Here is a 17,075-nt window from a genome sequence, read left to right as displayed (position 1 = left end):
AAAACCGCGCAGCGGCCCGGCGGTCAGCGGCCTTGCCTTTCCTTCCTCAGCTTCGTCCAGTAGTCCAGACGCTTGCGGACGTCCCGCTCGAAGCCGCGGTCTGGCGGATCGTAGAAGGTGCGGCGGCCCATCTTCTCGGGAAAGTAGTCCTGCCCGGAAAAAGCGTCCGGCTCGTCATGGTCGTAGCGATAGCCCGCGCCGTAATCCTCTTCCTTCATCAACTTGGTGGGCGCGTTGAGGATATGCTTCGGCGGCAGCAGCGAGCCGTATTCCTTGGCCGCGCGGGTGGCCGCCTTGAAAGCGGTGTAGACCGCGTTCGATTTGGGCGCCGTCGCCAGGTAGACGCAGGCCTGCGCGAAGGCCAGTTCGCCCTCCGGCGAGCCGAGATAGTCGTAGGCATCCTTGGCGGCGTTGGCGACGACCAGCGCCTGCGGATCGGCGAGGCCGATGTCCTCCACCGCCATGCGCACCAGCCTGCGACCCAGATAGAGCGGGTCCTCGCCCGCATCGAACATGCGCGCGAGATAATAGAGTGCGGCGTCAGGGTCCGATCCGCGCACGGATTTGTGCAGGGCCGAGATCAGATTGTAATGGCCGTCCTGGCCCTTGTCGTAGATCGGGGCGCGGCGCTGCACGATGCGCAGCAGGCCTTCCGGATCGAAGACCTCGCCCGGCTTGGCGGCCCGCCACACCTCCTCCGCAAGCGTCAGCGAGGCGCGGCCGTCGCCGTCGGCCATGCGCACCAGCATCGCCCTCGCCGCCTCGTCCAGCGGCAGCGGCGCGCCCTCTTCCTGCTCGGCGCGCGCAAGCAGCTTCTCGATGCTGTCCTCGCCGAGCGACTTGAAGACCAGCACGCGCGCACGGGACAGCACAGCCGCGTTCAGTTCGAAAGACGGGTTTTCCGTCGTCGCGCCCACCAGCACCACCGTCCCGTCCTCCATGACGGGCAGGAAACTGTCCTGCTGGGCCCGGTTGAAAAAACACCGGTTGCCGGTGTACTCAAAATCCACAGATAACTGCGCCTTTTCCCCACAGTTTGTTGAGTGCCACCGAGAACTGACCCTGTTGGGCAGGCTATTTCCATCGAGATTTGACCCATGTTTGAACCTTCCCTCGCGTGTTTTGAGCGGGGGCTATGGAGTGATCGACATGGCGTTACTGAGCGTGATCCGACGCTGGCACTTTCGCGAGAAACGATCGATCCGGGAGATCAGCCGGGTGACGGGCCTCTCCCGCAATACGGTCCGCAAATATCTGCGGTTGGGCGGCGTAGAACCCAAATTCAAGGTGCCCGAGAGGCCGAGCAAGCTCGATCCCTTTGCAGATCGACTGTCAGCGTGGCTGAAGACGGAAGCCAACAAGTCTCGTAAGCAGAAGCGGACGCTGAAGCAAATGCACGCCGACCTGGTCAGCCTTGGCTATGAGGGTTCCAACAAAAGGGTCGCGGCCTTTGCCCGGGAATGGAAAGAGGATCGGCAGAAAGAGCTGCAGACATCAGGCCGAGGGACATTCGTGCCGCTGGCGTTCGAGCCCGGCGAGGCCTTTCAATTCGACTGGTCCGAGGACTGGGCGATCATCGGCAATGAGCGGATGAAGCTGCAGGTGGCACATGCGAAGTTGGCCTATTCCAGGGCTTTCATCGTCAGGGCCTATCTCCTGCAAACCCACGAGATGCTCTTCGACGCCCACAATCACGCCTTCCGCATGTTCGGCGGCGTTCCCCGCCGCGGCATCTACGACAACATGCGCACGGCGATCGACAAGGTCGGCCGGGGCAAGGATCGCGATGTCAACGTCCGCTTCATGGCCATGGCCAGCCACTATCTCTTCGAGCCCGAATTCTGCAATCCGGCGTCCGGCTGGGAGAAGGGACAGGTCGAGAAGAACGTCCAGGATGCTCGTCATCGCCTCTACGAGCACACCAGCGTCGTCATCACCACCAATCTCAGCTTCAGCGAATGGGCCAGTGTCTTTGGCGACGCCAAGATGACGACGGCGCTGCTCGATCGCCTCACCCATCATTGCCACATCCTTGAATCCGGAAACGACAGCTTCCGCTTCAAGAACAGCTCAGCACACGAGACCAAACCAACGAAGGAGAAAACCAAGACATTGACCTCCACCACCGAACCGAAACATACATGACAGCCGGGTCACTTCTCAGTGGAAATCCCGGGTCAGTTCTTCGCGGAAATCAACAGGCAATGAGATTGCCGATTGCATGCTTCACGTAGTTCATTCCGCTACCATCGATTGCGCCCCGGAAGTCAAGGAACTGCTCAAACAGTTGAGCGATCTCGTTGGCGAACGATGCGACCGGAAACTTCGCCTAAGCTATGAAAATGACGAGCGGGCCCGCGCGCCTGAACGGATAGGGTGTTTTATAAACTGATCGGCGAACTGGTTGAAGTCCGCCGCGGCCGACGGCTTATGCTCCGCGCCCAAACACTGGGGTGCCCGGAACAACCGTCGACAGCAAAGCTACGTCTCTAGGCGGGCGGCGTGTTTCTACCGTTCACGAGTGAGCATGGTCCCAGGACGGCACGTCCAGGACGACGGGACATTGGGCCACGGGCAAATACAACACGGCGTCAACGCTACTTGAAGCGGTGGTGGCGATAACCAAGCTCGCTTTTGATCCGTGCGCTGTTAACGCAGCTGGCGGTAGCCTAAAGAAGTCGAAATCGACGGTGTGCTTGCCGAGGCCATCTAATTTGTGGCCTTTGCGCAAAAGACGGGCATCCGCGTCGGGCAGCTTTCAAGAGATCAGCCTATGGAACCACTCTAGTTGCGCTCGCCGCGCTCCGCGCGACGTTTCTCCCAGAAATCAAGTCTCTTTCCCACCTCCCGTTCAAACCCGCGCTCGTTCGGGCGATAGAACCTGGGTCGGTTGCTGCCGGACAGCTGGTCTGGAAAATACTCTTGGCCGGAAAACCCATCCGGGAAATTATGGTCGTAGTGATAGCCCTCGCCATATCCCAGGTCTCGCATCAGTTTGGTGGGAGCATTAAGGATGTGCTTGGGTGGAGGAAGTGACCCTGTCCGATCGGCAAGTTCCACCGCCTCGTCAAACGCCAAATATGCGGCATTCGACTTGGGCGCGGTTGCTACATAAGCAATCGCTTGGGCAAGGAAGAGCCTCCCCTCCGGCCAACCCACCCGCTCAAAAGCACTCCAGGCTGCAACGACTTGCTGCATTGCAAGGGGATCCGCCATGCCCACATCCTCGGAAGCTGCGCAAGCCAATCTACGGAAAAGTGTATCGGGGTCTTCGCCTGCGGAAGTCATTCGAGCCGCCCAATACAGGGCCGCTTGAACATCGCTCCCGCGGATGCTCTTATGAAAACAGCTTAAAAGGTTGTAGTGGCCCTCCTGCCCCTTGTCATAGACGGGTGCACGTTTGTGAACGGTTTTGGAAAGGCCGCGGACGTCTAGGACGGCGTCACCTACGACCCCAAAAAGCTCCTCGCACAGATTCAGAAGATATCTCGCGTCACCATCCGCCATTTCAAGCAGAGCCGTGCGCGCGTCATCGTCGAGTGGCAACTTCCGCTTTGCATGTCGCTCTGCACGCTCAAGCAGTTGTTCAAGGGCGCCATGATCCAGGCGATTGACGGTGTATACCCTAGCGCGCGACAGCAACGCTGCTACCAGACAAAAACTTGGGTTCTCGGTGGTGGCGCCAATCAGGACGACAGTACCGTCCTCGACATGCGGTAGGAGGGCATCTTGAGTTGTTCTATTGAAACGGTGCAACTCGTCGATGAAAAACGCAGTCTGCCGCCCAGACGACGCCCGGAGATGTCGAGCGGCATCAATGACTTTGCGCAGATCGGCGATGCCTGCGGATACCGCCGACAACTGGATGAACTCGACGCCCGCCTCTTGTGCCACCAGCCGTGCGATCGTGGTCTTTCCCGTGCCTGGTGGCCCCCACAGCACGAACGATGAAAGCTTCCCGGCGGTGACCATTCTGCTGATTGGCCCGCTTGCCGCAAGCAAGTGACCTTGCCCCAGCACATCAGCAAGCCGCTTCGGACGGAGCGTCTCAGGAAGCGGCCGATCGGCCACGGCCTCGAACAGGCTCATTCCCTCGCGTCCGGCACTGGATCGGTGTTCCGTCATCGGGTCACGTTTGGAGTATACGTCATGAGTATAGTACTCTTCTCTAAGCGCTTGAAAGGGAAGTAAGAGTTACATGTTCCCGGGGAGAGGTTGAACCGATGAATCTCATCCACGAACAGCAGCGTCTGGCGGCCATTGGCGCGACGCAGGCGGGCTGCCTCGAACACTTTCTTCAGGTCAGCTACGCCGGAAAAGATGGCCGATATCTGTTCGAAGGCCAGCTTCGTCTCGCCGGCCAGCAGACGCGCGACGGTGGTCTTGCCGGTGCCGGGCGGACCCCAGAAGACCATGGAGCCGAGCGAACCCGAAGCGATCATGCGCGTCAGCACGCCGTCCGGCCCCGTCAGGTGCTCCTGCCCCACGACCTCGGCCAGCGTCTTCGGCCGCAGACGGTCGGCCAGGGGTTGCCCGGGCGGCGGTTTGCGCTGGTCCTCGCTCGAAAACAGATCGGCCATGATCGCGTGACTCACAAGCAGCTACGTGCAAAGCGCCTGCAGCGCTTTTCCTGACGCAGCATGTAGTCGCTAAAACCTAGTAGCGCAAAACCTGCCTCAGCAACTGCCCATCGCGCTCGACGGTGAAACGCCACCAGCGCGTGTTCTGCTGGGACAGAAGGGCGAGCTTCTGCGGACTATCGATGGTCTGGCCGTTGACGTCGCGGATGATGTCGCCCGGCTGGAAGCCGAAACTCGCCGCAGCCGAATTGGGATCGACGTCCGTCATCACGACGCCCTTGGTGGAACCTTCCACGCCGAGTTGCTGGGCCAGGCGCGGCGACAGCATGGCGACCTTGGCGCCGGCAAACGGGCTGCGGCCCGACAGCAGCACCGGGGGCGCGTTCTCGCCGGCAGGCGCACGCTCCAGATCGATCTCGACCTTGCCGGTCTTGCCCTTGCTCAGCACGTCCAGTTCGGCCTTCGAGCCGATCGGCGCCGTCGCCAAGCGGTAGCCGAGCGCGTCCACGCCTTCGAGCCGTGCGCCGTTGAAGGTCAGGATCACGTCGCCGGCCTTCAACCCCGCCTTGGCCGCCGGGCCGCCGTCCTGCACGTTGGAGACCAGCGCCCCGCGGGGGGCATCCATGCCGAGCGACTCGGCAATCTGCGGCGTGACGGATTCGAAGCTCGCCCCGATATAGGGCCGTTCGAAAAACTCGCGCCCGGCCTTGGCCGCCTCCACGAAAGCCTTCACCATATTGGACGGAATGGCGAAGCCGATGCCGACGGAACCGCCGCTCTTGGAGAAGATGGCGGTGTTGATGCCGACCACTTGCCCGGCCATGTTGAGGAGCGCGCCGCCGGAATTGCCCGGATTGATCGGCGCGTCCGTCTGGATGAAGAAGCCGGAATCGGAAATACCGACCGGGGAACGCGCCAGCGCCGACACGATGCCGCTGGTGACGGTCTGGCCGACACCGAAGGGATCGCCGATCGCCAACACGAGGTCGCCGACCTCGATCGCGTCGGAATCGCCGATGGCGATGACCGGGAACGGCTTGTCGGAATCGATCTTGAGGACTGCCAGATCGACCGACTGGTCCTTGAGCAGCACCTTGCTGGTGAACTCGCGTCCATCTGACATCGAAACCTTCACCTCATCCGCGTTCTGGATGACGTGGAAGTTGGTGACCACGATGCCGCTGGGATCGACCAGCACGCCGGAGCCCAGCGAAGCCTGCGCACGCGGCTGGGACGGACCGAAAAACTGCTCGAAGAAAGGATCGCCCGCGAAGGGCGAAACCATCTTGGCCGTCTGCGAGGCATAGACGTTGACCACGGCCGGCGCGGTCTGCTTCACCAGCGGCGCGAAGGAGAGCTGGATCTCGTCGCGGCCGAAAGGCACCCGGCGGTCGGGACCGGAGGTCTTGTCCGCGCCTTCCACACCCTTCAAAAGATCGTTCAGCACATCCGAGAGACCCGGCTGGTTGTTGCCGTCCTCGGCCATCGCGCGGCCACCGAACGGCGCGGCCAAGGTCACGAAGCCGTAGAACAGAACGAGGGGCAGGCTCTTGGCGCGCATTGCGAATCTCCGCAGCGAAACTGGCGCCATTGTCGCGACGATTGTGCAAAATGAAAGGCCAATAATGATTTAGCGCATGTTGCTGATCGTCAAGAGCAAGAGCCCGGGCTCAGCCCGCTCCCGCTATTGGACGATCTTCATACTGGTCCTGGTCGTCAAGGGCGCGCCGAAGGCGCGACGCGAGACGCCGGTCCAAGACAATCGCGCTGCCGGCGTTTATCTTCAGCGGGAAGGACCGGCTTCGATGCGCGCGGCAATTTCCGCGAAACCCATCTGCCGGGCATGGTCGAGCGGAGTTCGACCGTCACGATCCGGAATGTTCTTCGCACCGGCGTCGACAAGCAAGCCGACGATTTCCTGATAGATCGGGCCGCCGTCGCCAAGGATCACGGCCTCGAGCAGAGCCGTCCAGCCGAGATTGTTGACATGGTCGATATCGATGCCCGACTTCAGCAGGATGCGGACGGTGCTCGGGTGGCCGTGATGGGCGGCCGGGATCAGCGCCGTGCCGCCATAGCGGTTGGTGTCTTTCAGGTCGGCCCGGCCGCTGGCGAGGATAAGGACGAGGATATCGTCGCGCCGCTCGGCGCCCGCATAGAGGAACGGCGTGTCCTGGATCGCGTCCTTGGCGTTGACGTTCGCCCCGGCGTCTATGAGCAGGCGCGCCGCCTCGACATTGCCGGCATGCGTGGCAAGCAGCAGCGGGGTGCGGCCGCGGCCGTCCGGAACCTCCAGATCCGCCCCTGCTGCGATAGCGGCGCGAACCTGCCCGATATCGCCCGAACGAACCGCATCGAGAAGCATGGCCGTATCCTTTCCGTTTGCCGCCCAGGCGACGGTGGGCAGAATTAGAAGCAAAACCATAAACCGACGGCAGACAAGCCGAAACACCGCGCCCATGGGCGTCATCCCTTTCTAGCCGCCCATCGCCCGTGAGCCAGGTAGCACGCCGGAAACGAAAAGGGGCCCGAAGGCCCCTTAAATTCTTTCAGGCAATTCTTTCAGGCGAACCGCTCGAATCAGGCGGCCTCGGCTTCCTGGTTGCCGCCCTCGGCCTCGATGCGGGCGCGGTCGGCCGCGCCCTTGGCGGAGGTGTCGCGATCCACGAACTCGATCACGGCCAGCGGGGCATTGTCGCCGTGGCGGAAGCCCGCCTTCATGATGCGCAGGTAGCCGCCGTTGCGGTTGGCATAGCGCGGCGCGATCGTCTCGAACAGGCGCTTGACGACACCCTCGTTGCCGATCTGGGCGATCACCTGGCGGCGGGCGTGCAGGTCGCCGCGCTTGCCGAGCGTGACCAGCTTCTCGACGATCGGACGCAGGTCCTTCGCCTTCGGCAGGGTGGTGACGATCTGCTCGTGCTCGATCAGAGACACGGCGAGGTTGGCGAACATCGACTTGCGATGGCTGATGCTGCGGGCGAAGCGGCGGCCTTTGAAACCGTGGCGCATGGCTCTTTTCCTTCTTTAGCTGTTCAAGAGGCCACGGCCCCTGATGGTTTTCTGCATGACCGTCGGGCCGGGCGGCTCACGCCGCCGGCCCTTGGAATTCATGCTCAATATTGGTCTTCGTAACGCTTGGCGAGGTCTTCGATGTTTTCCGGCGGCCAGTCCGGCACTTCCATGCCGAGATGCAGGCCCATGGCTGCCAGAACTTCCTTGATCTCGTTCAGCGACTTGCGGCCGAAGTTCGGGGTACGGAGCATCTCCGCCTCGGTCTTCTGGATCAGGTCGCCGATATAGACGATGTTGTCGTTCTTCAGGCAGTTGGCCGAACGGACCGAAAGCTCCAGTTCGTCCACCTTCTTCAGCAGCGCCGGGTTGAAAGCCAGCTCGGTGACCGCCTCGGCGGCAGCTTCCTTCTGCGGCTCCTCGAAGTTGACGAAGAGGCTGAGTTGATCCTGCAGGATGCGGGCGGCGAAAGCCACCGCGTCCTCGCCCGAGATCGAACCGTCGGTCTCGATCGTCATGGTCAGCTTGTCGTAGTCGAGGACCTGGCCCTCGCGGGTGTTCTCGACCTTGTAAGAGACCTTCTTGACCGGCGAGTAGAGCGAATCGACCGGAATGAGGCCGATCGGCGCGTCCTCGGCGCGGTTGCGCTCGGCCGGAACGTAGCCCTTGCCGGTGTCGACGGTGAACTCCATGCGGATCTCGGCGCCCTCGTCCAGCGTGCAGATGACGTGGTCGGGGTTGAGGATCTCGACGTCGCCCACGGTCTGGATGTCGCCAGCCAGAACGGCGCCGGGGCCCTGCTTGCGCACGACCATGCGCTTGGGACCATCGCCTTCCATCTTGATGGCGATTTCCTTGATGTTGAGCACGATGTCAGTCACGTCCTCGCGCACGCCGGCAATGGACGAGAACTCATGCAGCACGCCATCGATCTGCACGGCGGTGACGGCAGCGCCGCGCAGGGACGACAGGAGAACGCGGCGCAGCGCGTTGCCCAGCGTCAAGCCGAAGCCGCGCTCCAGAGGCTCCGCCACAAGCGTGGTCAGGGTCTTCTTCTTGGACGAGAACTCGATCTTGTTGGGCTTGATGAGCTCTTGCCAGTTTTTCTGGATCATGTTGCCTTCCTTCCGTTTCCCCACCACCATCCAATCGTGACGGGCGACCTGGAAAGCCGCGAAGGCGCCTGCCGGCGCCCACGAGGCGGTTTATTCTTATTAGACGCGGCGCTTCTTGCGCGGGCGGCAACCATTGTGCGGGATCGGCGTCACATCACGGATCGAGGTGATCGTGAAGCCGGCCGCCTGAAGCGCGCGCAGGGCCGACTCGCGACCGGAACCGGGGCCGCAGACCTCGACCTCGAGCGTGCGCATGCCGTGTTCCTGCGCCTTCTTGGCGGCATCCTCGGCAGCCATCTGCGCGGCAAACGGGGTCGACTTGCGCGAACCCTTGAAACCCTGGGCACCAGCCGACGACCAGGCAATGGCGTTGCCCTGCGCGTCGGAGATGGTGATCATGGTGTTGTTGAAGGTCGAATTGACGTGGGCGATGCCCGACGAAATATTCTTGCGTTCGCGACGGCGAACGCGGGCGGCTTCCTTGGCCATGTCTTTCCTTTCGATCGATCTCTACGCCGCCGTAGTGCCAGCGGCTACACCTTGGGGAGGCAGTCGGGCTTCAGGCACGGCAGCCGAAAAATCCGGCTGCCTGTTGCCCACTGCCGCCAATTACTTCTTCTTGCCAGCGATGGCCTTGGCCGGACCCTTGCGGGTGCGGGCATTGGTGTGCGTGCGCTGACCGCGAACCGGCAGCGAACGACGGTGGCGCAGGCCGCGATAGCAGCCCAGGTCCATGAGGCGCTTGATGTTCATCGACACTTCGCGGCGCAGGTCGCCCTCGACCTGGTAGTCGCGATCGATGGCCTCGCGGATGGCCAGAACCTCGGCGTCGGTGAGCTGGTTGACGCGGCGCTCGGCGGGGATGCCGACCTTGTCGACGATCTCCTGGGCAAATTTCTTGCCGATGCCGTGAATGTACTGCAGCGCGATGACGACGCGCTTGTTGGTCGGAATATTGACGCCGGCTATACGGGCCATGTTCTCTCTCGCTCCATGTGGGCCGGCAGATAAGCATCTGGCCGGCGCTTTTCAGATTGACCCGCGTCCGGTGGAGGCCGGCCCTTGCGGGGTCTTCGCTAAATGTTCCTGCCTTGCCGCACGGGCAAGCAAGCTTCATGCCTAGTAGGAAGACGGGCCGCCATACGCCAGCAACCCGGCCCAGTCAAGTCAATTCGTTCAAACGCCGGCCGTGGAAGCGGCGAGAATACCCTCGATCTCCCGCGTCACCGTGTCGATGTCGGCCATGCCGTCCACGGTGCGCAATTCGCCGATGCGGGCATAATAGGCCGAAAGAGGCGCCGTCTTCTCGCGATATTCGACCAGCCGCTTCTTGAACGATTCGGGATTGTCGTCGGCGCGCACGGTGCCGCCGGCGGCGATGGTATCGGCGACGCGCTTCTCCATCCGGCGCACAAGGGCCGACTCGTCGACCTTCAGCTCGATGACGGCATCGAGCTTGCGCCCCTTCCCGGCCAGGATGCGGTCGAGCGCCTCGGCCTGGGGAACGGTACGCGGATATCCGTCCAGGATGAACCCATTCCTCGCATCCGGCTCGTCGACGCGCTCGGAAACAATCTGGTTGACGATCTCGTCGGACACGAGCTGGCCGGCGTCCATGACGGCCTTGGCCCGCTTGCCGACCTCGGTGCCCGCCTTGACGGCGGCGCGCAGCATGTCTCCGGTGGAGAGTTGCGGAATGCCGTGCTTTTCGACCAGGCGCTGCGCCTGCGTGCCTTTTCCCGCTCCGGGCGGGCCCAGCAATATCAATCTCATCTGGTTCTCTTCCCCCCGCGCAGCTTCGACTTCTTGATCAGGCCTTCATACTGGTGGGCGATCAGGTGTCCCTGAATCTGCGCCACCGTATCGAGGGTAACACTGACGACGATCAGAAGCGAAGTGCCACCAAGGTAGAACGGCACGCCGGTGGCCGAAATCAGGAATTCCGGCAGAAGGCACACGCAGACCAGATAGATGGCGCCGACCACCGTGATGCGGGTGAGCACATAGTCGATATATTCGGCGGTGCGCTCGCCCGGACGGTAGCCGGGAATGAAGCCGGAATGCTTCTTCAACTGATCGGCCGTTTCCTTCGGATTGAAGACGATGGCCGTGTAGAAGAAGGTGAAGAACACGATCATCGCGGCATAGAAGATCATGTAAAGCGGCTGGCCGTGGCCGAGTGAAGCCAGCACGGTGCTTGCCCAGGCCGGCAGGTTGGTGGTGTTCGAGAAGCCGGCGACCGTGGCCGGCAGCAGCAGCAGCGACGACGCGAAGATCGGCGGGATCACGCCCGAGGTGTTCAGCTTCAGCGGCAGGTGCGACGTATCGCCCTGGAACATGCGGTTGCCGACCTGGCGCTTCGGATACTGGATGAGCAGGCGGCGCTGGGCGCGCTCGAAAAACACGATCAGCGCGATCACCACGACAGCCAGGACAATGATCGCCAGGATCAGCCCGGTCGACAGCGCGCCGGTGCGGCCGAGTTCGAGCGTGCCGGAAATGGCGTGCGGCAGGCCCGCGACGATGCCGGCGAAGATGATGAGCGAAATGCCGTTGCCAATGCCGCGCGCAGTGATCTGCTCGCCCAGCCACATCAGGAACATGGTGCCGCCGACCAGCGTGATCACGGTCGACAGCTGGAAGAACAGGCCGGGACTTGTGACGATGCCGTTGCCGTTCTCCAGCCCCACGGAAATGCCGTAGGCCTGCACCAGCGCCAGAAGCACGGTGCCGTAGCGGGTGTACTGGTTGATGATCTTGCGGCCCTGCTCGCCTTCCTTCTTCAGCGCTTCCAGCGACGGTACGACCGAGGTCATCAACTGCATGATGATGGAGGCGGAGATGTAAGGCATGATGCCCAGAGCGAAGATCGCCATGCGCTGCACGGCGCCGCCGGCAAACATGTTGAACATGCCGAGCACGCCCTTGCTCTGCGAATTGAAGGCCTGGGCGAAGGCCTCGGGATTGATGCCGGGCAGCGGGATGTAGGTCCCAAGGCGATAGACCAGCAGCGCGCCGATGGTGAACCAGATGCGCTTCTTCAGGTCTTCGGCCTTGGCGAAAGCCGCGAAATTCAGGTTGGAAGCAAGTTGTTCTGCAGCCGAAGCCATCAAAAATTCTCCGCCAGCGCGACATGCGTTCCAAGGGCGTCGCCTTGGGGCACCGTCTTGCCGCCCTATCTCTTTGTTCGAGCTTCGGATGCCGCAGTGCGCGCCTCGGTCCGATGCTCCAGATGACGCGGGTGCGCCCGCTTCGGGCAGCGCGTATCACCGAGCCACGGAAATAGGCCCGGCGCGACCAAGATGCAAGCGGCCGCTGTGACGCGGCCGCTTGCAAAGTCATTTTACTCGGCGGCTGCCTTCTCGGGCAGCTTGATCGAACCGCCGGCCTTTTCGATCTTCTCGACGGCGGTCTTGGAGGCGCCGGCAACGTCGAATGCGACCTTGGCCGTGAGTTCGCCGCCGGAGAGGATGCGCACGCCGTCCTTGGCGCGGCGCACGACGCCGGCCTTGACCAGCGCCTCGGCGTTCACGGTTTCCTTGGCGTCCAGCTTCTTGGCGTCGATGGCCGTCTGGATGCGGCCCAGCGACACCGCCACGAATTCCTTCGCGAAGATGTTGGTGAAGCCGCGCTTCGGCAGACGCCGGTAGAGCGGCATCTGGCCGCCCTCGAAGCCGTTGATGGCGACGCCCGAGCGGGACTTCTGACCCTTGACGCCGCGGCCGCCGGTCTTGCCGGAGCCGGAGCCGATGCCGCGACCGACGCGCTTGCGGCTGTGGGTCGCGCCGTCCTTGTCACTGAGTTCGTTGAGTTTCATGTGCAATCTCCTCAGCGCCCGCTCACTTCTCGTCCACGACGCGGACGAGATGCGAAACGGCGGCGATCATGCCGCGCACGGAGGGGGTGTCCTCCAGCGTGCTCTGCTTGTGCATCTTGTTCAGGCCGAGGCCGACCAGCGTGGCGCGCTGCTCCTTCGGCCGGCGGATCGGCGAGCCGACCTGCTCGACGGTGATGGTCTTGGTAGCTTTCTTGGCCATGGTTCTGATCCCTGGTCCTGTCGACTATTCATCAGCCGTGACGGCGGTGCCGCGACGAGCCTGAAGCGTCGAATACTTGATGCCGCGCGCGGCAGCCACGTCCTTGGGATGCATCTGGCTCTTCAGCGCGTCGAAGGTGGCGCGAACCATGTTGTACGGGTTCGACGAGCCCATCGACTTGGCGACCACGTCATGCATGCCGAGCGTCTCGAACACGGCGCGCATCGGACCGCCGGCGATGATGCCGGTACCGGGCTTGGCGGCGCGCAGCAGCACCTTGCCGGCGCCCCAGCGGCCCGCGACGTCATGGTGCAGCGTGCGGCCCGAACGCAGCGGCACGAAGATCATGTCGCGCTTGGCCGATTCGGTCGCCTTGCGGATGGCCTCAGGCACTTCGCGCGCCTTGCCGTGGCCGAAGCCGACGCGGCCCTTCTGGTCGCCGACGACGACGAGCGCGGCGAAGCCGAAGCGACGGCCGCCCTTGACCACCTTGGCGACGCGGTTGATATGTACGAGCTTGTCGACGATGCCGTCGTCGCGCTCCTCGCGGTCGCGGCCACGCTCGCGGCCGCCTTCCCTACGTTCCTGTGCCATATCCTAATCCTTGTTCTTTTCCGGAAGCACTGGTTGCTGAAATGCCGGCACCCCTTACGGGATGCCGGCGGTGAAAGTCAAATCCTGTTCCCGGCAAAAAGGCCCCCGGCCCTCTCGCCTGGATCAGAAGCTCAGGCCGCCTTCGCGCGCCGCGTCGGCCAGCGCCTTGACGCGGCCGTGATAGATGTAGGAGCCGCGGTCGAAGACCACTTCCTTGACGCCCGCTTTCGAGGCGCGCTCGGCGATCAGCTTGCCGACGGCAGCGGCGGCGGCAGTGTCCGCGCCGGTCTTGAGCGAACCCTTGAGGTCCTTCTCGAGCGTCGAAGCCGCCGCGACCGTATGACCGGAGGCATCGTCGATCACCTGCACGTAGATGTGCTTGGAGGTGCGATGCACCGAAAGACGCGGGCGACCGTTGGCCACGGCCTTGATCTGGCGGCGGATGCGCGCGGCGCGGCGCTGGGTGGATTCCTTCGAAGCCATTCTGGTTCTTCCTGCCTTGTAAAACGGGGACTGCCTTATGCCTTCGGCATATTGCGGTCAGCGAAAGCCGCCCGCGACAGCACCCCGTGGCGTTGCACTTGCCGGAGGCGGCCGCCGGAAGATCCAGATCTTCCGGCGACCGCCAGCGGTTACTTCTTCTTGCCTTCCTTGCGGACGATCTTCTCGCCCGCATAGCGCACGCCCTTGCCCTTATAGGGTTCGGGGCCGCGATACTCGCGGATTTCCGCCGCGACCTGGCCGACCTGCTGCTTGTCGATGCCGGTAACGGTGATCTCGGTCGGCTTCGGCACGGTGATGGTTATGCCCGCCGGGGTCTCGTAGACCACGTCATGGCTGAAGCCGAGCGCGAGCTGCAGGTTCTTGCCCTGCAGGGCGGCGCGATAGCCGACGCCGGTGATCTCGAGCTTCTTCTCGAAGCCGTCCTTCACGCCGGTCAGGATGTTGACGATCTGGGTGCGCGACATGCCCCACTTGGAGCGCGCGTCCTTGGACTGGTCGCGCGGCTCGACGGAGATCGCGTCGTTATCAAGCTTGACCAGAACCTCGTCGTTGACGACGAACTTCAGCTCGCCCTTCGGGCCCTTCGCCGTCACGGTCTGACCATTCACGGTCGCGGTTACGCCTTGCGGCACCGAAACGGGTTTCTTTCCAATACGAGACATTGTCCTGTCCTCGTTCCTGTTCTTTTCTTCCGGGCGTCAGATCAGAAGACCTGGCAGAGGACTTCCCCGCCAACGTTCTGCTCGCGCGCCTCGTGGTCGGCCATCACACCCTTCGGAGTCGAAAGGATGGCGATGCCGAGGCCGTTGGCGACCTGCGGGATCGACCGGGCCGAAACATAGACGCGGCGGCCGGGCTTGGAGACGCGGGCGATTTCGCGCACCACCGGAGCACCGTCGAAATATTTCAGCTCGATCTCGAGTTCCGACTTGCCGTTGTCGAAATCGGTCTGGCTGTAGTCGCGGATATAGCCTTCCGACTTCAGAACGTCGAGAACGCGGGCACGCAGACGCGAGGCCGGGGTCGACACCGTCGACTTCTTGCGGCCGTAGGCGTTGCGGATGCGGGTCAGCATATCGCCGAGAGGATCGCTCAGTGACATTTCATATCCTCCTTACCAGCTCGACTTGACCAGGCCCGGGATCTGGCCGGTATTGCCCAGATCGCGAAGCGCGATACGCGAGAGCTTGAGCTTGCGATAGAAAGCGCGCGGACGGCCGGTGACCTCGCAGCGGTTGCGGATGCGGATCTTCGCCGAATTGCGCGGCAGCGCCGAAAGCTTGAGCTGGGCGCGGAAGCGCTCTTCCATCGGCTTGGACTGATCCATGACGATGTCCTTCAGCGCCTTGCGGCGGGCGGCGTACTGATCCACAAGCTTGCGGCGCCGGTTGTTCTTCTCGACTGAGCTGGTCTTTGCCATTTCAGATTTTTCCTTTGCTCGCTGCCGTTACTGGCGGAAGGGGAAGTTGAAGGCCTTGAGCAGCGCCCTGGCCTCGTCGTCCGTCTTCGCAGTCGTACAAACGATGATGTCCATGCCCCAGATCTGATCGACCTTGTCGTAGTTGATCTCCGGGAACACGATGTGCTCCTTGATGCCCATGGCGTAGTTGCCGCGGCCATCGAAGCTCTTCGGGTTCAGGCCGCGGAAGTCGCGAACGCGCGGCAGCGCGATGTTGACTAGGCGGTCCAGGAATTCATACATGCGCTCCTGGCGCAGCGTCACCTTGGCGCCGATCGGCATCTGCTCGCGAACCTTGAAGCCGGCGATCGACTTGCGGGCCCGGGTGACCACGGCCTTCTGGCCGGCGATCAGGCCGAGGTCCTCGGCCGCAACCGAAGGCTTCTTGGAATCGCCGGTGGCTTCGCCGACGCCCATGTTCAGCACGATCTTGTCGATGCGCGGAACCTGCATCTCGTTGTCGTACTTGAACTGCTCCAACATCGCCTTGCGGATGGTCTCGTTGTAGACCTTCTTCAGGCGCGGCATGTTCTTGGCTTCTGCCTGTGCTGCCTTAGCCATTGATCGTTTCTCCCGAGCGCTTGGCAAAGCGCACCTTCTTGCCGTCCTTCTCGAGCTTGAAGCCGACGCGGGTCGGCTTGCCGTCCTTGGGGTCGGCCAGCGCGATGTTCGAGAGATGGATCGGCGCTTCTTTCCTGATCAGGCCACCCTCCTGCGCCTGGGTCTGGCGCTGGTGACGGATGACGATGTTGATGCCGCGCACGATGGCCGTGTCGTCCTTCGGCTGGACGGACAGGACTTCGCCGGAGCGGCCCTTGTCCTTGCCGGTGAGAACGACGACCTTGTCGCCCTTACGGATCTTCTGCATTGTTCCGGCTCCTTACAGCACTTCGGGCGCGAGAGAGATGATCTTCATGTGGTTCTTGGCGCGAAGCTCGCGCGGAACCGGCCCGAAGATACGAGTGCCCACCGGCTCTTTCTTGTTGTCGACGAGAACGGCCGCGTTCTTGTCGAACCGGATCACGCTGCCGTCCGGACGGCGGATGTCCTTGGCCGTGCGCACCACGACCGCCTTCATCACATCGCCCTTCTTCACGCGGCCGCGCGGAATGGCTTCCTTGATCGACACCACGATGATGTCGCCGACGGAGGCGTATTTCCGCTTCGAGCCGCCCAGCACCTTGATGCACATGACACGACGGGCGCCGGAATTATCCGCGACGTCGAGGTTTGTTTGCATCTGAATCATGACTGGCCGCCTTCTTCTTTTCTATCGGGATGGACTGGCGTCCTTCCCCGGTCTGTCTAAAATTCGTCGTTCACGCCTGGTCCGAGGTCACGACGACCCAGCGCTTATCCTTGGAAATCGGCTTCGATTCCTGGATGAACACGGTGTCGCCAACCTTGTGGGCGTTGTTCTCATCATGCGCCTTGTACTTCTTCGACATGCGCACGGTCTTCTTCATCACCGGATGGGTGAAACGGCGCTCGACCTTGACGACGACCGTCTTCTCGTTCTTGTCGCTGACGACAGTGCCCTGCAAAATGCGCTTCGGCATGATCTTCGTCCTTAACCCTTCTTGGCCGCCGCTTTTTCAGCGGCGATGGTCTTGATGCGAGCGATGTCCTTGCGGACCTCCCTCACGCGGGCGGTCTTCTCAAGCTGGCCGGTCGCCTTCTGGAAGCGCAGGTTGAACTGCTCCTTCTTCAGCGAGGCCAGATCGTCGGAGAGCTGGTCCTGCGTCTTGGCGCGGAGTTCTTCGGCTTTCATCTT

The 17,075-nt window shown here is 62.6% G+C and carries 21 protein-coding genes and 4 pseudogenes; 2 read left to right on the top strand and 23 right to left on the bottom strand.

What is annotated here, in order from left to right:
* Positions 1 to 23: 23 nt before the first annotated feature.
* Positions 24 to 977 (bottom strand): annotated as a pseudogene (locus tag QU595_RS06625) (replication-associated recombination protein A); the annotation flags it as partial.
* A 172-nt stretch (positions 978 to 1,149) separates the two neighbouring features.
* Here QU595_RS06625 and istA point away from each other — a divergent pair.
* Together istA and QU595_RS30180 are read left to right on the top strand one after the other, a co-directional pair.
* Positions 1,150 to 1,917: pseudogene (istA, locus tag QU595_RS06620) on the top strand (IS21 family transposase); the annotation flags it as partial.
* Positions 1,906 to 2,145 (top strand): annotated as a pseudogene (locus tag QU595_RS30180) (ATP-binding protein); the annotation flags it as partial. The pseudogenes istA and QU595_RS30180, both read left to right, overlap by 12 nt.
* Positions 2,146 to 2,784: 639 nt before the next feature.
* Here QU595_RS30180 and QU595_RS06615 read toward each other — a convergent pair.
* From QU595_RS06615 to rpmC, 22 genes and pseudogenes are all read right to left on the bottom strand, one after another.
* Positions 2,785 to 4,089: a replication-associated recombination protein A gene (locus QU595_RS06615; protein ID WP_315920000.1), complete on the bottom strand. Its 1,305-nt coding sequence runs from the start codon at positions 4,087 to 4,089 to the stop codon at positions 2,785 to 2,787.
* A gap of 59 nt (positions 4,090 to 4,148) precedes the next feature.
* Positions 4,149 to 4,580: pseudogene (locus QU595_RS06610) on the bottom strand (AAA family ATPase); the annotation flags it as partial.
* 76 nt (positions 4,581 to 4,656) lie between these two features.
* The gene (locus QU595_RS06605; RefSeq protein WP_315919999.1) at positions 4,657 to 6,141 is read right to left on the bottom strand and encodes a DegQ family serine endoprotease; all 1,485 of its coding nucleotides are present in this window, start codon (positions 6,139 to 6,141) and stop codon (positions 4,657 to 4,659) included.
* Between the two features lie 222 nt (positions 6,142 to 6,363).
* Positions 6,364 to 6,945, bottom strand: a complete 582-nt coding sequence (locus QU595_RS06600) for an ankyrin repeat domain-containing protein (RefSeq protein WP_315919997.1) — start codon at positions 6,943 to 6,945, stop codon at positions 6,364 to 6,366.
* 215 nt (positions 6,946 to 7,160) lie between these two features.
* Entirely contained in the window at positions 7,161 to 7,592 is a 432-nt protein-coding gene (rplQ, locus tag QU595_RS06595) for a 50S ribosomal protein L17 (protein ID WP_315919995.1), read from the bottom strand.
* 104 nt (positions 7,593 to 7,696) lie between these two features.
* A complete protein-coding gene (locus QU595_RS06590) occupies positions 7,697 to 8,707 on the bottom strand; it encodes a DNA-directed RNA polymerase subunit alpha (protein ID WP_315919993.1) in 1,011 nt (336 codons plus the stop codon).
* A 99-nt stretch (positions 8,708 to 8,806) separates the two neighbouring features.
* Positions 8,807 to 9,196 carry a 30S ribosomal protein S11 gene (gene rpsK / locus QU595_RS06585; RefSeq protein WP_315919992.1) on the bottom strand — a complete coding sequence of 130 codons (390 nt, stop codon included), beginning with the start codon at positions 9,194 to 9,196 and terminating at the stop codon, positions 8,807 to 8,809.
* A gap of 120 nt (positions 9,197 to 9,316) precedes the next feature.
* A complete protein-coding gene (gene rpsM, locus QU595_RS06580) occupies positions 9,317 to 9,685 on the bottom strand; it encodes a 30S ribosomal protein S13 (RefSeq protein WP_315919990.1) in 369 nt (122 codons plus the stop codon).
* A gap of 198 nt (positions 9,686 to 9,883) precedes the next feature.
* Positions 9,884 to 10,480, bottom strand: coding sequence for an adenylate kinase (locus QU595_RS06575; protein WP_315919988.1), 597 nt, complete (start codon positions 10,478 to 10,480; stop codon positions 9,884 to 9,886).
* Entirely contained in the window at positions 10,477 to 11,817 is a 1,341-nt protein-coding gene (gene secY, locus QU595_RS06570; RefSeq protein ID WP_315919986.1) for a preprotein translocase subunit SecY, read from the bottom strand. Before secY ends, QU595_RS06575 begins: the two co-directional genes overlap by 4 nt.
* A 233-nt stretch (positions 11,818 to 12,050) precedes the next feature.
* Positions 12,051 to 12,524 carry a 50S ribosomal protein L15 gene (gene rplO, locus QU595_RS06565; RefSeq protein WP_315919985.1) on the bottom strand — a complete coding sequence of 158 codons (474 nt, stop codon included), beginning with the start codon at positions 12,522 to 12,524 and terminating at the stop codon, positions 12,051 to 12,053.
* 22 nt (positions 12,525 to 12,546) lie between these two features.
* Positions 12,547 to 12,744, bottom strand: a complete 198-nt coding sequence (gene rpmD, locus QU595_RS06560) for a 50S ribosomal protein L30 (protein WP_315919984.1) — start codon at positions 12,742 to 12,744, stop codon at positions 12,547 to 12,549.
* Positions 12,745 to 12,768: 24 nt separating this feature from the next.
* A complete protein-coding gene (rpsE, locus tag QU595_RS06555; protein ID WP_315919983.1) occupies positions 12,769 to 13,338 on the bottom strand; it encodes a 30S ribosomal protein S5 in 570 nt (189 codons plus the stop codon).
* Between the two features lie 123 nt (positions 13,339 to 13,461).
* The gene (gene rplR, locus QU595_RS06550; protein ID WP_315919981.1) at positions 13,462 to 13,821 is read right to left on the bottom strand and encodes a 50S ribosomal protein L18; all 360 of its coding nucleotides are present in this window, start codon (positions 13,819 to 13,821) and stop codon (positions 13,462 to 13,464) included.
* A 149-nt stretch (positions 13,822 to 13,970) separates the two neighbouring features.
* Positions 13,971 to 14,504 carry a 50S ribosomal protein L6 gene (gene rplF / locus QU595_RS06545; RefSeq protein WP_315919979.1) on the bottom strand — a complete coding sequence of 178 codons (534 nt, stop codon included), beginning with the start codon at positions 14,502 to 14,504 and terminating at the stop codon, positions 13,971 to 13,973.
* 41 nt (positions 14,505 to 14,545) lie between these two features.
* Positions 14,546 to 14,944: a 30S ribosomal protein S8 gene (rpsH, locus tag QU595_RS06540; RefSeq protein WP_315919977.1), complete on the bottom strand. Its 399-nt coding sequence runs from the start codon at positions 14,942 to 14,944 to the stop codon at positions 14,546 to 14,548.
* A gap of 12 nt (positions 14,945 to 14,956) precedes the next feature.
* The gene (gene rpsN, locus QU595_RS06535; protein WP_315919975.1) at positions 14,957 to 15,262 is read right to left on the bottom strand and encodes a 30S ribosomal protein S14; all 306 of its coding nucleotides are present in this window, start codon (positions 15,260 to 15,262) and stop codon (positions 14,957 to 14,959) included.
* Between the two features lie 27 nt (positions 15,263 to 15,289).
* The gene (rplE, locus tag QU595_RS06530; protein WP_315919973.1) at positions 15,290 to 15,862 is read right to left on the bottom strand and encodes a 50S ribosomal protein L5; all 573 of its coding nucleotides are present in this window, start codon (positions 15,860 to 15,862) and stop codon (positions 15,290 to 15,292) included.
* Positions 15,855 to 16,169, bottom strand: a complete 315-nt coding sequence (gene rplX, locus QU595_RS06525; RefSeq protein WP_315919971.1) for a 50S ribosomal protein L24 — start codon at positions 16,167 to 16,169, stop codon at positions 15,855 to 15,857. The genes rplE and rplX overlap by 8 nt, the downstream gene beginning before the upstream one ends.
* A 12-nt stretch (positions 16,170 to 16,181) precedes the next feature.
* The gene (rplN, locus tag QU595_RS06520; protein WP_024924768.1) at positions 16,182 to 16,550 is read right to left on the bottom strand and encodes a 50S ribosomal protein L14; all 369 of its coding nucleotides are present in this window, start codon (positions 16,548 to 16,550) and stop codon (positions 16,182 to 16,184) included.
* 70 nt (positions 16,551 to 16,620) lie between these two features.
* A complete protein-coding gene (rpsQ, locus tag QU595_RS06515) occupies positions 16,621 to 16,860 on the bottom strand; it encodes a 30S ribosomal protein S17 (RefSeq protein WP_315919969.1) in 240 nt (79 codons plus the stop codon).
* Between the two features lie 11 nt (positions 16,861 to 16,871).
* Entirely contained in the window at positions 16,872 to 17,072 is a 201-nt protein-coding gene (gene rpmC, locus QU595_RS06510) for a 50S ribosomal protein L29 (RefSeq protein ID WP_315919967.1), read from the bottom strand.
* Positions 17,073 to 17,075: the final 3 nt, after the last annotated feature.

This window comes from Mesorhizobium sp. SP-1A, from assembly GCF_032460275.1.
Lineage (GTDB): Bacteria > Pseudomonadota > Alphaproteobacteria > Rhizobiales > Rhizobiaceae > Mesorhizobium.
The sequence above is the reverse complement of the archived record's forward strand: the minus strand, read 5'-3'. Positions and strand labels throughout refer to the sequence as shown.